Below are 14,745 nucleotides of genomic sequence, written 5' to 3' on the forward strand. Positions count from 1 at the left end.
CATCATGATAAAAACTATTCTAAAAAAAGCAACATTGTTTTTGGTTTTTACAAGTGCCAATTTATTCGCACAAACACCAGCAACTATAACAAAAACTAACTATACAGGTACAAATGAAACGCTTGTGGCAACAGAAAGCATTACAATAAAGCCTACTTCTGTTATTCCGGCAGGAACTACTTTTGTAGCAACTGTTCTTTCAGATGCTTATATACCAACTAGTTTTAGTAATCAAAACTATATTTTTACCAGAACATTCCAGACGCCAATGTCAACTGTTTCCGGTATTTCAAACAACAAGGATGTGATCGAATCTATAATCTACTTTGACGGTTTAGGAAGATCGATGCAAAATATTGCCATAAAAGCAGCTCCGGGAAAACAAGATATAGTAACACATATTGGCTATGATGGTTTAGGCAGGCCAGACAAAGATTACCTTCCTTATATGACCAGCAGCGGAGCTATTGCCTCATACCGAAGCGGTGCTGATGCCGGTACAAATAATTATTATAGCATCAATTATGCAACAGATATAAATAACACGGCACCAAACCCGTTTAGTCAAAAAAAGTTTGAAGATTCTCCTTTGAATCGCGTTTTAAAACAGGCAGCTCCCGGAAGAGACTGGGCTATCGGTTCCGGTCACGAGATCGAAACGGAGTATCTTACCAATACAGCTGCTGATAAAGTAAAATTGTTTACCGCTACTACTACCTGGAGTTCAGTCCTGGGCGCATATGAGATTGCTTTGGGGAACATTGGTAACTTTTATGGAGTCAACCAGCTTTATAAAACAGTTATAAAAAACGAAAACTGGACCAGTGGAAATGAAAATACAACCGAGGAATTTAAAGATAAAGAAGGGCGTTTAATTCTTAAAAAAACGTATGGAGTTTCTGTTGTAAATGGTAACCCTGTAAGTGTAGCACATGAAACTTATTATGTGTATGATATTTATGGAAATTTAACTTATGTGTTGCCTCCAAAAGCCGATGGCTTCATAGATACCTATGTTTTAAATAATTTATGTTACCAATACAAATATGATTCAAGAAACAGATTGGTTGAAAAAAAATTACCAGGCAAAGAATGGGAATACATCGTTTATGACAAACTAGACAGACCTGTACTAACACAAGATGCTAATTTGAAAGCTCAAAATAAATGGATGTTTACCAAATACGATGCTTTCAACAGGCCTGTTTATACCGGCGAATATACCAATACCGTACAAACTGCCAGATATGCTGTGCAGGCATTGGCTAATGGAACTATCTTATTTGAAAACCGTTCTGCTTCAGCCATACCTATTGGTGACACCTCTGTTAATTACACTAATACAGTTTTTCCAACAACGGGTATTACACCATTTACCATCACGTATTATGATAATTATACCAATATTGACTTAGACGCAGGTACACCAGCCGTATCTTACGGTATAACCCCTGTTACCAATGCCAAAGGCCTTACTACAATCTCTAAAGTTCGAATTTTAGGGACATCACTCTGGACAACAAATGTAAATTATTATGATGCTAAGGGAAGGACTGTTTATACCTACAGCAAAAACAACTATTTGATTACGACAAATACAATTAAAAGCCAGCTCGATTTTGCTGGAAAGGTATTAGAAACTACAGCAACACACCAAAAAAATTCCGCTAGTATTATTACAGTTACAGACACGTTTAGTTACGATCATACAGGCAGACTGCTCACACAAAAACAGAAAATAAACAGTCAGACCCAAGAAACCATTTTGGCGAACAATTATGATGATTTGGGACAATTAATCAAGAAAGGAGTTGGCGGTTTGGCCGCAAATCTTCAGACTGTTGAATATAAATACAATATTAGAGGCTGGCTAAAAAATATTAATGATATAAATGCAATTGGAACCGACTTGTTTGCTTTTCAAATCAATTACAATGATCTTAATAATATATCGGGGCCTTTATTTAACGGAAACATTAGCCAGACATTTTGGAAAACTGCAAATGTCGATACCAGCTTAAAAGGTTATAGTTATGGTTACGATGAGCTCAATAGATTAACATACGCAGTTGGAGAATCAGACGACCAGCAGGAAGTAGTATCCTATGATAAAAACGGAAATATCATGAGTATGTATCGTACAGGAATCAGGCCTAAAAATACTGGGACTTCTAAAAAAGTCATGCTGACTTTAGATGATTTAACCTATACATACGATCGGGAAATAAACTTATTAAAGTAGAAGACCGCGCAGATCCTGATGAAGGTTTTAAAAATGGTTCCAATCTTGCGATCGAATATACCTATGATACAAACGGTAACATGAAAACCGATGCCAACAAAGCAATAACCAATATAGTATATAATTATTTAAACCTGCCAACAGCAATAACACTTCCGGGTGGTAGGATTAGCTATACCTATGATGCCACAGGAATAAAACAGCGCAAGACAGCAGGATCTATTACCACAGATTACGCAAACGGCTTTCAGTACGAAAATAATACATTGCAATTTTTTCCTCAGCCAGAAGGTTATGTGAAAAATAATAATGGAGTTTTTGAGTATATTTACCAATATAAAGATCATCTTGGTAACGTTCGTTTGAGTTACAACAAAAACTTAAGTATTATTGAGGAAAACAATTATTATCCTTTTGGCTTAAAACAAATGGATAATAATAATATAGTGAATTCTTCAGGAAATGCGGCTGCCAATAAGTATAAGTACAATGGCAAAGAGTTGCAAGACGAGCTAGGACTGAACATGTATGATTATGGAGCACGTAATTATGATCCTGCACTAGGCAGATGGATGAATATTGATCCACTCGCGGAGAAATCACGTAGATTTAATCCTTACACTTATGCTCTTGATAATCCTGTTTATTTTATTGACCCTGATGGAATGATGGCTTATCCTCCAACAGGATTTGATGCAGAAAACGGACAACATCATACCGATGGTGATGGTAGTTGGGTATATAACAAAGAAACAACTACTTGGGTTGGACAAGGCGAAACAGCAGATATAGGCAATACTATTGAGTTAGACAATATTAATATCAAAGGATATAAGAGCAATTATGTTTCTTCTGGCGAGTATGGTCCTGATAAAGACTTTAATCATGCTTTAATAGCAGCTGGTGTCGTTGTTTTTCCTGCATTAGCCCTTGAAGGTGCTTTAGTAGGTGCTTTTGCATTATCTGGAGAAATGACTGCTGGAGCCACAGGGGGAAGAATGGCAATCGACGCTTCAGTACAAGCAGCAGTAAATTTTAGCACAAATGGTGGAGATTTTGGAAGGGCATTTGGAGATATAAACATAACTCAGGTTGGATTATCAGGATTAGGAATGAATTATGTTGGCAATGCTTTACTATCTTCTTCAACAAATTTTAGCTTTGGAAATAAAACAAAATCAATCTTTAATCGTACAATTACTTCGCAAGAGTTTGCTACGCAATCTGTATTTAGTATTGCTGGTGGTGCAGCAGCCCAAAGTATAAATGGGTCATCATGGTCTAAAGGAACTACTTTAGGAGCTGACATGTATAGTTCTGTTCGTTTTGGTCAAACTGCAGGTAACGCAGCAGGTAAATTTACTAGTGGACTTATATCAAACGCTCCTGTTTTTGGAGCTGGGGTGATACAAAATAAAATTCAATAAATTATGCTTAAGAGGATCGTAAAAAAAATAAATGATATATCTAAAAAAAATTCTTATTGGAATTTATGGATTATTATTGTATCAGTTCTAGGAATTTTAATATATAATGAAATTAAATTAGGTCCTTTAGAAAAGGGTAATTATACTATAGGTATAGTAACTAAAAAGTATTGGCCAATATTATCTCATAAAAAAATAATTTATACTTATACAGTAAATGGAGTGGATTATAAAAATGGGCAAGTATATTCAAGTGCTGAAGAAGGAAAACGTTATTTAGTTCAATATTCATTAGAAGATAATAGTATATCAGATATGTTTCAAAATATTCTTGTTCCAGATAGTATAAAAGAAGCACCCGATGTAGGCTGGAAAAAATTGCCAATATGGGCAGAAAAGAAATAACCCCTGCTTAAAGACTTCAATCATGCTTTAATAGCAGCTGGTATCGTTGTTTTTACTGCTTTTAGCCCTTAAAGGTGCTCGTAGGTGCTTTGAGCTGGAGCCGCAGGAATGGTTCAATACAAACAGCAGTAAACTTTAGTATAAATGGTGGAGATTTTGGAAATGCTAGAGGAAGAGTAAACCTTACTCAGACCTTATTATCGGGAGCTGGAATGAATTATTTAGGCAATGGCTTGCTTTCTTCTTCAACAAACATCTCATTAACAGATCAAACAAGTGTTTTTAATGGAACTATGAGTGTCCAATCGTTTGCCACTCAGTCAGTATTTAGTATTGGAGCAGCAGCAGCTCAAAAGCTAAATGGCTCATCATGGTTTAAAGGACCTACTATTGGTTCGGATATGTATAGTTCAGTTCGTTTTGGACAATCTGCTGGGAATGCTGCGGGTAAGATTACAAATATAGTTTTAGGAAATGCTCCCGTTTTTGGAGCTGGTGTAATACAGAATAAAGTTCAATAAATTATGTTAAAGAAAATCTTTCAAAAAGTTAACAGTATTTCTAAAAAAGAATCTTACTGGAATCTATGGATAGTTATTGTTCCAGCTATTATACTAGGAGTCTATATTTACAAAAAAAATGTTTCTATAAAACAAGGAAATTATTCAATAGCATTAGTAAATAAAAAATATTGGCCTTTAGTATCTCACATATCAATAATGTATTCTTACGAAAAAGGCAATGAACAATTTACTAGTTCTGCAGTTTATGATGATAGATATAAACCTAAAGTGGGGAAACGTTATCTAATACAATATTCTTTAAAATACAGTTTTGGCGGTACAAAAATTTTTCAAGATGTTCCAGTTCCAGATAGTATAAAAGAAGCACCACCTGAGGGTTGGAAGGAACTTCCTAAATGGGCAGAAAAGAGATAAAAGTATTTTTTTGAACTGACACCACCATACAAAATGCTACAATGAAAAAACTATTAAAAAAATTACAATATTATATATTTGTTAGACAATCTAAATGTAATCTTGTTGTCATAGTTATTCCTTTTGTCATTTTTTTTACTTATAAATTCATCATCATCTTTTATAAAAGAATATGTTTTTAAAAATATTAAGTATGAAGGATCGAGTATTTATAATAGAGGAAAAGAAGTAGAGGAAAACAAAGATATTTAATTCGATTTTCTTTGAATGCCCCTAGAGAACCTGATATTTTTCAGGACATATTCCAGATAGCATAAAAAGAAACACCTAATGGAGGCTGGAAGAAATTACCTGAATGGGGACAAAAGAGATAAAACTTACTCCTCAGATAGGTTCAACGATGCAGAAATATAATTTTGAAAAAAAAAAAAAAACAATTAAAAAAGGGCAAATTTTCAAACTTTTGAATAGTCTAAAACCTTAAAAATAAAGATAATGTTTTAACAGTCCATTACATCTATTTTATTAGATTTGTTAAAAATTGACTAAAAAAATATTAATAAAATATTGATGATAACAAACATTTATTTCAAGTCTAATAAATATTAGCTATCTCATTAAAAATCAAAGTTATGTTAAAAAAAATAGTTGTATTGACAATCTTAATTTGTAGTGCATGTCAAACAACAAAAATCAAAGATAAAGAGTATAAAGTTACATCTTCGGTTGTAGAATTAGGAAGTATTGGTGTTTCGAAAACCTCGTATGACCAAAATACATTTGAACCAAAAGCTTTACCAAAACTTGAAAATAATATTAGAGTCGAAATTGGTGTTGTTCCTTATAACAAAAAATTAAATCAGATTTATAAAGGAAAAGCAAAATACAATCAAAATCAAACAAAAGTAGCTTTTATTGATAGTCTTCCCGTTAAACCTGAATTAGTTACTATCCAAATTTTAGATGTAGCAGGTTTAGCTCATGAAATTAATGCAGATTATAATGCAGATATTTTAAAATTATTAGTAGATACTCAAAATTCTAAAATAATTTCAAGCCTAGCAGTTAGTTTGTCTACAGATGAAATTACAAAAATCAGACAAGCCGATGCTTTTTATTTATCTAATGTGCAATATAAAAAATACATAATTGCATTATTTAAATCTGGTAAAAAAGTAGATGCCATTGATATAAATCCGGAAACTATTGTGGCTTATCAGGTTAGCTCGTTTTGCTGGTCTATTTCAGAAAGAGGAAATTGGTATGTAGCTGATATAGTAAATGTACACAATCGATGCTCTGGAGTGACAAAGTCAAAAATAACCAAAAAGAAAAAATCTGAAAGTTTATTTGATCTCTAAATTGTTTACCCAACAATTTGTATCAATTTTAAAATAATTATAGTTACTCTATTATGCCTAAATTACATCTTAATAAATATTTACTCGTTTTAATAATCCTGTGTTTTGCTTCTTGTGAAGAGATTCTTATTGTACCGGATATATCAAAAGAAGAAGTTATTCTGGTTGCACCTGAAAACAATGCTGTTTTATCTTCCTCTGGTGTTACACTATCCTGGCAGTTTGTTGAAAATGCTGAAAAATACCAATTGCAAATCGCAACACCAAGTTTTGATGCTCCGCAACAAATAGTTACTGATACTCTTGTTTCAAAAAACTCTTATACCCAACAATTAAATATTGGCAAATATGAATGGAGAATAAAAGCAATCAATAGCGGATATGAAACAGCATATGAAACACGAAGTTTAGAAATTTTAAACAATGACGATTTTCAAAACAACACAGTAGTTTTACTAACACCTGCTAATAATATTATTACTAAAACAGCTTTGCAAAAATTATCCTGGGATGCTATAATTGGAGCAACTACTTATCAGCTTCAGATATTAGATGAAAGTAGCACTTTAGTAAAAGAGCAAAATGCTGCAACAACATTTCTAAACTTTACTTTTGATGATGGAAAATACACTTGGAAAGTAAGAGCCAGTAACGGAACCGCTCAAACTTTATACACAACAAGATCTATATTGATTGATACAAAAGCACCAAACACTCCTACTCTATCTATTCCTGTTAATGCAAGTACTACAACAAACACTGATATAAATTTTCAATGGAGCCGAACTCCAATTTCCGGAAGTCCTGAGAAAGACAGTATTTATGTATACAACGAAAGTGCTTTAACTAATTTAAACTTCAAGGACAAAAGTACTAGTCCGTATAGCAAAACATTAATAAAAGGAACCTATTATTGGTTTGTAAAATCATTTGACGAAGCCGGAAACCAAAGTGCAAGAAGTACTGTTTTTAACTTTACTATAAATTAATGTTTACTGAAAAACATTAATTTATAGATTCAACAAAATAATAAGGATAGAACTCTTAAGATATAAGCTAAAGCAATTCCAAAAAACACAAGCTAAAAATAATCTGATAAATTAAATCAAATTCTAAAATAGTGAAAAAAATATTTCTAACCATATCAATATTATTCATTTTAAATTCTGTTTTTTCTCAAACTACAGTAAATCAAAACGGATTACAAACTACAGTAATTGGCCCATTTTCCGGTCCAACTGGATCTGGATCTAAAAGATTTGAAATAGCTAATATTGGATATAACTCACATAATTGGCAAACTGGTGGTTCTATTGTTGTTGAATTATTTCAATTGAATTACTCTACGGATTATCAAAAATATATAATTGAAAAATGGTTATCGACAAGGTACAGACTTGACATTACCTGACCTACGATTAGTACAAAAAATTGAGGAATTAACATTATATGTAATTGAAATAAAAAAGGAAAATGCCGAAATTAAAAAGCAAAATGAGAAAATGATTGATTTAGAAAAACGCTTAAAAAAATTGAACTAAATTCGAAATAAACGAAATGAAAAAAAAGACCTCTCTATTTATAATTATATTGGGATTATTTACTACTGTAAATTTAACTGCACAAAGTTTTAACCCAACTTCTAATATATCTGCAACAGGTTCAGCAGATGTTTTTAAGGCAGGGTATACTTTTGCATACGCAACATCTGGAACACCCTGGAACGGGTCTCTTATTAGTTATGGTGGTTTCCCTTCTAATAATTATGATACGCAAATAAGTTCAGATTATGGACCTCAGGGAGGAAGTCATATTTCATATAGAACGAAAAATGGCGATACCAACACTTGGAATCCTTGGAATGAATTAGCAACGCGTGGAGCAAATAATTTCATCGGAGATCAAAATATAAATGGAAATGTTGGTATCGGAACAACTAGCCCTCAACATAAATTATCAGTAGTAGGTAATTCCGGAAGTCAATTTATAGCATCTTATACAGGAGGAAGCAGTATATATCAAAATTATAAATACACAGGAATAAGTTATGGAGAATCTATTAGTTTAGGAAATTCTTCGAATATAGGTTACATGTCACACCAGCTAGATAAATCACTAAGTGGTTTATATTTTACAAATTATGGTGAAAGTGAGATTTCCTCAAGTTTATTTATAAGAATTGGGGGAAATGTGGGTATTGGAACTATAAAACCAACTAATAAGCTAGACGTAAACGGAACCATTCATTCAAAAGAAGTAAAAGTTGATATGATAGGCTGGTCAGATTTTGTTTTCAAGAAAGAATATACTTTACCAACTCTTGAAGAAGTTGAAAAACATATTAATGAAAAAGGACATTTAGAAAATATTCCTAGTGAAAAGGAAGTTTTACAAAACGGAATTAATTTGGGAGAAATGAATGCTAAATTACTTCAGAAAATTGAAGAATTAACTCTTTATAGCATTGATCAAAATAAAAAAATTGAAGCTCAGGCAAAAGAAATTGAATCTTTAAAAGATTTGGTTATTAGGGTTTCAAAACTTGAAAATCAATTAAATCAAAGTAGGATTTAATGAAAAATAAAAAAAACATATATATTCTTTTACCATTAGTCTTATTTGTTTGGGGCGCTGTTTTATATCAGGTTTTTTCATTTACAAAATCAGATGAAATTGCTTCCGTAAGTAATCCAGAATTCAATATCAAACCCTTGAAAATTGATAAAAGAGAATCCTTTATTATAAATATCAATTATAGAGATCCTTTTTTAGGAAAAATGTATGCTGAGAATACTGCTCCAAAAAGCAAAACAAATATATCTAAAATAAAAAAAGAAGTAAAACCAAAGGAAACCTTAGTTTGGCCCATCATTCTTTACAAAGGAATGATATCTGATTCTAAAGAAAAAACTAAAATTTTCATGCTGATTATAGATAATAAGAATTATTACATGAAAATTGGAGATATAGAAAATGAAATTCTTTTGAAAAGTGGAGATAAAGAATCTGTTTATGTTAAGTACAAAGGCAATTTAAATCTAATAATGCTGCAAGATTGAAACTGAAATTCAAAATTAAATCTGGTGCTTTACAATTTACAGTTTTTATTGCTGTACTTATTGCTTTGCTTTTAGCCGGGTTAATTTTATATGCTTATACTTTCACTTATATGAAAGAACAATCTAAAGGCGCTATTGAAAATATTCAGTTTGCTGATATTGGAATTCAATCACTTTTAGAACAAAAAGAGCTTAACAAGGATACAGTTCAAATTGATTTCATTAAAAAAGAAAATCAATCCATAAAAATCCATTTATCACAATGGGGAATTTTTCAAAAAGGCATTACAGTAGCGCAATTCAGAAAAAAGAAATTCACTAAAACAGCTATAATTGGTTCACTTATAAAAGCTAATGAATCTCCTACTCTTTTTTTACAGGAAACCCATAATGCCTTAACTGTAGTGGGCACTACAAATATTAGAGGAATTGCCTATTTACCAACTCAAGGCGTAAATTCCGGTTATATAGCAGGAAATAGTTATTACGGATCACAACTAATATACGGATCTATTAAAAAAAGTACTGCAGATTTACCTAAACCTGAAAAAACAATTCTTGATGCCTCTCAATATTATCTAAAAGAATATAAAATTAATGATCAGGAAAACTATATAAATTTAAATTCTAATTCAAGGATTATTAATTCTTTTAAATCTAAAACAAAAGGATTCTATTCTTCAGAACCCATTATTTTGGAAAATAAAATCATCACTGGAAATATTATTATTAAATCAGAAACTTCTATTAAAATAAAAAAAACGGCATTTCTTAAAGATATCATTTTGATAGCTCCAATTATAGAAATTGAAGATGAAACTGTAGGCACTTTCCAGGCTATTGCCTCAAAAAAAATCGCATTGGGAAAAAAATGCAATTTGAGTTATCCAAGTGCTCTATTTCTTTTTCAGGATAATAAAAACAATCCGAACGAAGTTTCGAATATTCCATTTGATAATCAAATTTTTATTGACACAGGTAGTATTATAAAAGGAGTTGTCTGCTATATTCAAACCAAAGAAATAGCCGATTTTCAGACGCAGCTTATTTTAGAAAAAGAGGCAAAAATAAAAGGACAAATTTATTGTAATGGTAATTTCGAATTAAAAGGAACTGTTTCCGGTTCCGTTTATACCAAACAATTTGTAGCTAATCAATCAGGATCTATTTTTATGAATCATATTTATAATGGAATCATAGAAAATGAAAGTGTTCCTCCTATCTACGGGGGAATATTACTGGAACAAGAACCTAAAACAGTTTTGAAATGGTTGTATTAAAAAAAATAAAGTCGGCAACCTTAATAGAAGCTCTTGTAGCTACAGTTTTAATTGTGATCATATTTGTGATTGCAAGTCTAATATTGAACAATTTAGTCTTAAATACATTTTCTAAAAATACACATGCAATCGAAAATAGAATAAATGAACTTGAATATGAACTTCAGAACCACATTATAAAATTGCCTTATCAGGAAAATTATAAAGGCTGGGATATTGATATCAGTTTAGAAACTATTCCGACCCCAAAAACAATTTCAATTTCAGCTATAAATAGTACTTCTAAAAAAGAAATCACAAAACAACAAATAGTATGGCTGCAAGAAAATTAAAATCATTTACACTTGCCGAGTTGCTAGTTGTAATGATTATCACTGCTATTGTAGTTGGCATGGCGTTTAGCGTTTTACGTTTAGTGCAAAAACAAATTCATACCATTCAGACTAATTTTGACAAAACAAGTACTTTAGCTCTTTTTGAGCAAAAATTGTGGCAGGATTTTAATGAACCACATACTATAATTTACGACGATCAAAAACAAGTTCTCATACTAATTTCAGAAATAGATACTGTAACTTATTCTTTTCAGGAAAAATGTAGCCTGCGAAATCTAGATACTATTAAATTGAAACTCACACCAAATAAATTGTTTTTTAAAGGAAAAGAAATAAAAACCGGACAAGTTGATGCTATAAATCTATTTGCTGAAACAGAACTTCCGGATTATCAAATTTTCGTTTCTAAAAAAAATGACATAACCTTTTTTATGAATCAGGAAGATGGCCTTTAAAATAGAAAATACCTCAAATAAAAAAATTACTCAATCTAAGAAATCGAGTAGTATTGAAGACTTGCTGAAAAAAGAAATTACTCTTTTTGGCGACAGCTTTAATAACAAAAAGAAACAAGCCTTCTATCAGGAATTAGCCATCTTATTAAAAGCTGGTGTTAGCTTTAAAGAAGGATTATCCTTAATTGTAGAATCCTTAAAGAAAAATGCAGATAAAGAATTAATTCAATCTATATTGAATCAAGTGGTTAACGGAAAACCATTTTCTGAAGCTTTAGCAGCATCTAAATCATTTACTGAATATGAATATTATTCTATCCAAATTGGCGAAGAAACAGGAACTACTGCACAGGTTTGTAATGAATTAGGTCATTTCTTTGAACGTAAAAACGAACAAAAACGAATCATTGTTGCCGCCCTCACCTATCCTTCTATTGTATTAAGTACAGCAGTTCTTGTTGTTATTTTTATGTTGAGTTATGTAGTTCCGATGTTTCAGGATATCTTCAGGCAAAATAATATGGAATTGCCTTTTTTGACTCAGGTAATTGTCAAAATGTCTATTCTGACTAAAACATATGGTATTTACTTTTTATTAGCCATTATACTCTTTGTATTTTCGACTCAATTTTTTAAAGACAACGTCAAATATAAACGAGCTTTACATTACTTTTTAATTAAAATTCCAGTTTTAGGAGCTTTTATGACAAAAGTCTATCTAGCACAATTTACACAAGCCGTTACCTTACTTACAACGGCAAAAGTTCCGCTATTGAATAGTATACAAATGGTCAAAAAAATGATACATTTTATTCCTCTACAGGAAGCATTAGAACAAGTTGAACAAAGCATTTTAAAAGGAAATAGCTTGAGTTCCAGCTTAAGAAATACCCCTCTTTTTGATAACCGAATCATATCTCTCGTAAAAGTAGCCGAAGAAACCAACCAAACTGAATATGTTTTTAAACAACTTAGCGAACAATACAATCAGGAAGTTGTACAACAATCTAAAGTTATGACTACTGTCCTGGAACCTTTCATCATTCTTTTTGTTGGAGTTTTGGTGGCTGTTTTATTGGTAGCGATGTATTTACCTATGTTTCAATTGAGTAGCGCTATTTCCTGATTTTTTTTGTAATTCTCAATACAATATTTAAATCTTCCAATTTAAAGGCTTTTTGTGATATTGTTTAAAATGTAATTTGCTTACAAATAACAAAATCAATCTAATTATTTTTCGCAAGTTCAAAAAATATTGAAGCTATAAGTATAATAATTTAGTTTTTAATGTTTTTTGAAACTGTAATATATTGATTTTTAAACTTTAGAATTATTAACATAGTAATTTCAGAACTTAGAATTAAAACCCATTTATGAAGTATGTAAAATATATTAAAAAAGGATTCTACACTTAGCGCCTTGTTACTTATTTCAATACTCAATTCAAACACGGGATGTACTTTCCTTATATATTCTCTAAATCAATTTTTAATTCGTATTTTAGTTTTAACAAAAGAGCCTCAAGTATATAACTTCAATTCTAAAAATATGCGTTCTACCCTTCTCCTAGTAATATTAATACTGATAACTTCCTGCAAAAACGAAACTAAATCAGAAAAAAAGCTTGAAAATTATTTTACATACAATCAAAATATCAGTGTAGAATCAGCTGGCGTAAAAATGATTCCGATTAAAACTCCAATTGGAGAATTTAAAGTCTGGACAAAACGATTCGGTAATAATCCAAAAATAAAAATACTTTTATTACATGGAGGACCAGCTATGACGCATGAATACATGGAGTGTTTTGAAACGTTCTTTCAACGTGAAGGCTTTGAATTTTATGAATACGATCAATTGGGTTCTTATTATAGCGATCAACCAAAAGACAGCAGTTTATGGACTACAGAACGTTTCGTTGAAGAAGTAGAGCAAGTAAGAAAAGCCATTGGTGCAGATCAAAATAATTTCTATGTCTTAGGAAATTCCTGGGGAGGGATTCTAGCAATGGAATATGCACTTAAATATCAGAAAAATCTAAAAGGCTTACTAGTTGCCAATATGGTCGCCAGTGCACCGGAATATGGCAAATATGCCGATGAAGTGTTAGCCAAGCAAATGAAGCCAGAAATACTAGCTGAAATTAGAGCTTTAGAAGTCAAAAAAGATTTCAATAACCCACGTTATATGGAACTTCTCATTCCAAATTTTTACAAGGAACATCTATGCCGACTAAAGGAATGGCCAGACGGATTAAACCGAGCCAGTAAACACGTAAATGGAGAAATCTATACCTTGATGCAAGGACCAAGCGAATTTGGCATTAGTGGCCGCCTAGCCAAATGGGATATAAAAAATCGCTTACATGAAATTACAATTCCAACTTTAATGATTGGCGCAAAATATGACACTATGGATCCAAAGGCAATGGAAGAACAAAGTAAGTTAGTGCAAAAAGGAAGATTTTTATATTGTCCAAATGGAAGCCATTTAGCAATGTGGGATGATCAGAAGGTTTTTATGGATGGTGTTATTCAATTCATAAATGATGTTAATAGTCAGAAATTCTAAAAACAAAAGCACTTAGCACACCAATTTAACCATTAAAAACTTCAAAAAAAGCATAAAAACTTAGCAAAAAACGACTAAAAAACAATAATAGATAAACTTTAAAAGCTTCTTAACCACAATTAAGGAGCTTTTTTTAACTTCTTATTTAAAACCACTAGTAAACAAAATAATTAACAGAGGAAGATATTTTAGCATTATATTAATTTAAAATAGCAAAATATATTCTTTAAAACGTAAAAAATATATTCAAGAAGCATTTTCAAATTCATAATTCCTTATAATTTGAAAACTAAATCTTAACCAACAACATAAAAAAACATTATCTCTCTTAGTCCTTTTTCCATAAAAATCACAATAAAAGGCAATAAATTCCAAAGTAAAAGTTATAAGGCACTAATAACTTTGAGATTCCAAACAATATAAAATTTATTATAAGAATAAGACAGTAATATTTTTCAAATTATGGATTCTCAGAGCATTGTTTTTTGGTTTTAAATCTTAAAAAACAAGGAGGTTTTATTTTTTAAGATTTAAAACCAAAACAAACACTGTTAGGATAAGATTTTTCAACACAAAGGCGGCGACTCCGATAGCTATCGGGGCTCCCGCATAATTGCAATATTTTATAAAACAAAAAACCCTATTCGTTAGAATAGGGTTTTCCAAAAGAAA

Annotated in this window: 15 protein-coding genes; all 15 read left to right on the forward strand. The window is 31.2% G+C overall.

Annotation, left to right across the window (positions count from 1 at the left end):
- The first annotated feature begins 4 nt into the window (after positions 1 to 4).
- The 15 genes from ACZ0AH_RS18045 to ACZ0AH_RS18115 all read left to right on the forward strand — a co-directional run bounded on the left by ACZ0AH_RS18045 (position 5) and on the right by ACZ0AH_RS18115 (position 14,073).
- Positions 5 to 2,242, forward strand: a complete 2,238-nt coding sequence (locus ACZ0AH_RS18045; protein WP_463477174.1) for a DUF6443 domain-containing protein — start codon at positions 5 to 7, stop codon at positions 2,240 to 2,242.
- 80 nt (positions 2,243 to 2,322) lie between these two features.
- Positions 2,323 to 3,669 carry an RHS repeat domain-containing protein gene (locus ACZ0AH_RS18050; protein WP_463477175.1) on the forward strand — a complete coding sequence of 449 codons (1,347 nt, stop codon included), beginning with the start codon at positions 2,323 to 2,325 and terminating at the stop codon, positions 3,667 to 3,669.
- 3 nt (positions 3,670 to 3,672) lie between these two features.
- Positions 3,673 to 4,074, forward strand: coding sequence for a hypothetical protein (locus ACZ0AH_RS18055; RefSeq protein WP_463477176.1), 402 nt, complete (start codon positions 3,673 to 3,675; stop codon positions 4,072 to 4,074).
- Between the two features lie 74 nt (positions 4,075 to 4,148).
- Positions 4,149 to 4,595: a hypothetical protein gene (locus tag ACZ0AH_RS18060; RefSeq protein WP_463477177.1), complete on the forward strand. Its 447-nt coding sequence runs from the start codon at positions 4,149 to 4,151 to the stop codon at positions 4,593 to 4,595.
- Between the two features lie 3 nt (positions 4,596 to 4,598).
- Positions 4,599 to 5,012: a hypothetical protein gene (locus ACZ0AH_RS18065; protein ID WP_463477178.1), complete on the forward strand. Its 414-nt coding sequence runs from the start codon at positions 4,599 to 4,601 to the stop codon at positions 5,010 to 5,012.
- A gap of 632 nt (positions 5,013 to 5,644) precedes the next feature.
- Positions 5,645 to 6,373 carry a hypothetical protein gene (locus ACZ0AH_RS18070; RefSeq protein WP_463477179.1) on the forward strand — a complete coding sequence of 243 codons (729 nt, stop codon included), beginning with the start codon at positions 5,645 to 5,647 and terminating at the stop codon, positions 6,371 to 6,373.
- Between the two features lie 53 nt (positions 6,374 to 6,426).
- Positions 6,427 to 7,362, forward strand: coding sequence for a hypothetical protein (locus ACZ0AH_RS18075; RefSeq protein WP_463477180.1), 936 nt, complete (start codon positions 6,427 to 6,429; stop codon positions 7,360 to 7,362).
- Positions 7,363 to 7,740: 378 nt separating this feature from the next.
- Positions 7,741 to 7,914, forward strand: coding sequence for a hypothetical protein (locus ACZ0AH_RS18080; RefSeq protein ID WP_463477181.1), 174 nt, complete (start codon positions 7,741 to 7,743; stop codon positions 7,912 to 7,914).
- 16 nt (positions 7,915 to 7,930) lie between these two features.
- Positions 7,931 to 8,947, forward strand: a complete 1,017-nt coding sequence (locus ACZ0AH_RS18085) for a hypothetical protein (protein WP_463477182.1) — start codon at positions 7,931 to 7,933, stop codon at positions 8,945 to 8,947.
- Positions 8,947 to 9,432 (forward strand): hypothetical protein, encoded by a 486-nt coding sequence (locus tag ACZ0AH_RS18090; RefSeq protein ID WP_463477183.1) that lies wholly within the window; start codon positions 8,947 to 8,949, stop codon positions 9,430 to 9,432. Before ACZ0AH_RS18085 ends, ACZ0AH_RS18090 begins: the two co-directional genes overlap by 1 nt.
- Positions 9,429 to 10,712: a hypothetical protein gene (locus ACZ0AH_RS18095; protein ID WP_463477184.1), complete on the forward strand. Its 1,284-nt coding sequence runs from the start codon at positions 9,429 to 9,431 to the stop codon at positions 10,710 to 10,712. The genes ACZ0AH_RS18090 and ACZ0AH_RS18095 overlap by 4 nt, the downstream gene beginning before the upstream one ends.
- Positions 10,700 to 11,044, forward strand: coding sequence for a hypothetical protein (locus ACZ0AH_RS18100; protein ID WP_463477185.1), 345 nt, complete (start codon positions 10,700 to 10,702; stop codon positions 11,042 to 11,044). Before ACZ0AH_RS18095 ends, ACZ0AH_RS18100 begins: the two co-directional genes overlap by 13 nt.
- Entirely contained in the window at positions 11,026 to 11,502 is a 477-nt protein-coding gene (locus ACZ0AH_RS18105) for a PulJ/GspJ family protein (protein ID WP_463477186.1), read from the forward strand. Before ACZ0AH_RS18100 ends, ACZ0AH_RS18105 begins: the two co-directional genes overlap by 19 nt.
- Positions 11,492 to 12,628, forward strand: a complete 1,137-nt coding sequence (locus ACZ0AH_RS18110) for a type II secretion system F family protein (RefSeq protein WP_463477187.1) — start codon at positions 11,492 to 11,494, stop codon at positions 12,626 to 12,628. Before ACZ0AH_RS18105 ends, ACZ0AH_RS18110 begins: the two co-directional genes overlap by 11 nt.
- 422 nt (positions 12,629 to 13,050) lie before the next feature.
- A complete protein-coding gene (locus tag ACZ0AH_RS18115; protein WP_463477188.1) occupies positions 13,051 to 14,073 on the forward strand; it encodes a proline-specific peptidase family protein in 1,023 nt (340 codons plus the stop codon).
- Positions 14,074 to 14,745 lie beyond the last annotated feature (672 nt).

Source organism: Flavobacterium sp. AC105, from assembly GCF_979258495.1.

Coding starts and splice junctions, on each gene's coding strand:
- ACZ0AH_RS18070 (WP_463477179.1), top strand. CDS start 5,645: ATGTTAAAAAAAATAGTTGTATTGACAATCTTAATTTGTAGTGCATGT.
- ACZ0AH_RS18100 (WP_463477185.1), top strand. CDS start 10,700: ATGGTTGTATTAAAAAAAATAAAGTCGGCAACCTTAATAGAAGCTCTT.
- ACZ0AH_RS18075 (WP_463477180.1), top strand. CDS start 6,427: ATGCCTAAATTACATCTTAATAAATATTTACTCGTTTTAATAATCCTG.
- ACZ0AH_RS18065 (WP_463477178.1), top strand. CDS start 4,599: ATGTTAAAGAAAATCTTTCAAAAAGTTAACAGTATTTCTAAAAAAGAA.
- ACZ0AH_RS18045 (WP_463477174.1), top strand. CDS start 5: ATGATAAAAACTATTCTAAAAAAAGCAACATTGTTTTTGGTTTTTACA.
- ACZ0AH_RS18115 (WP_463477188.1), top strand. CDS start 13,051: ATGCGTTCTACCCTTCTCCTAGTAATATTAATACTGATAACTTCCTGC.
- ACZ0AH_RS18085 (WP_463477182.1), top strand. CDS start 7,931: ATGAAAAAAAAGACCTCTCTATTTATAATTATATTGGGATTATTTACT.
- ACZ0AH_RS18055 (WP_463477176.1), top strand. CDS start 3,673: ATGCTTAAGAGGATCGTAAAAAAAATAAATGATATATCTAAAAAAAAT.
- ACZ0AH_RS18105 (WP_463477186.1), top strand. CDS start 11,026: ATGGCTGCAAGAAAATTAAAATCATTTACACTTGCCGAGTTGCTAGTT.
- ACZ0AH_RS18050 (WP_463477175.1), top strand. CDS start 2,323: ATGAAAACCGATGCCAACAAAGCAATAACCAATATAGTATATAATTAT.
- ACZ0AH_RS18110 (WP_463477187.1), top strand. CDS start 11,492: ATGGCCTTTAAAATAGAAAATACCTCAAATAAAAAAATTACTCAATCT.
- ACZ0AH_RS18090 (WP_463477183.1), top strand. CDS start 8,947: ATGAAAAATAAAAAAAACATATATATTCTTTTACCATTAGTCTTATTT.